Source organism: Streptomyces sp. SID13726, from assembly GCF_010548375.1.
Lineage (GTDB): Bacteria > Actinomycetota > Actinomycetes > Streptomycetales > Streptomycetaceae > Streptomyces.
Genome location: NZ_JAAGLY010000276.1, coordinates 1 through 509, shown reverse-complemented (window position 1 = coordinate 509; position 509 = coordinate 1). Strand labels below are relative to the sequence as shown.

At 75.8% G+C, this 509-nt stretch carries 1 protein-coding gene; it reads right to left on the bottom strand.

The window, feature by feature from the left end:
- A partial coding sequence (locus G3I78_RS47600; RefSeq protein ID WP_203616516.1) for a glycoside hydrolase family 3 C-terminal domain-containing protein occupies positions 1-509 on the bottom strand: 509 nt, incomplete at both ends.

Sequence of the window (509 nt, the reverse complement as noted above, 5' to 3'; positions counted from 1 at the left end):
GTCGTTGCCCACGCCGACCGTGCCGCGCCCGAAGAGACCGGCCTCGTCGCCCACGACGACGACCGCGACGTCCGCGTCCCGCGCGACGGCGACCGCCTCGGGGATCCCCGAGGCATCGAGGCCGTCGACCGCGCAGCCGACGGCGTGCGTCACGTCGGTACCCGCGAGCGCGTCGCGCAGCGACTCGAGGACCGTGGGCAGCGCGATGCCGGCCGGCGTGCCGGGGTGGTGCGCGAGCACGTGGTTGACGAACGAGTAGCAGCCCATGAGCGCCTCGGACGAGTCCGCGTTGGGCCCGACCACGGCGACGCGGCGCGGAGCGGACGGTGCGTCGTCAGCGCTGTCGCGACGGCCGCGGACGAGCGGCAGCACACCGTCGTTCGCGAGCAGCACGAGCGACTCCTGCGCGAGGCGGCGTGCCGTCGCACGCTGCTGCGGGGTGTCGAGGTCGACCGTCGTCGGCGGCTCGTCCGCGTACGCGCCCGGGTCGAGCACGCCCAGCCCCTCCT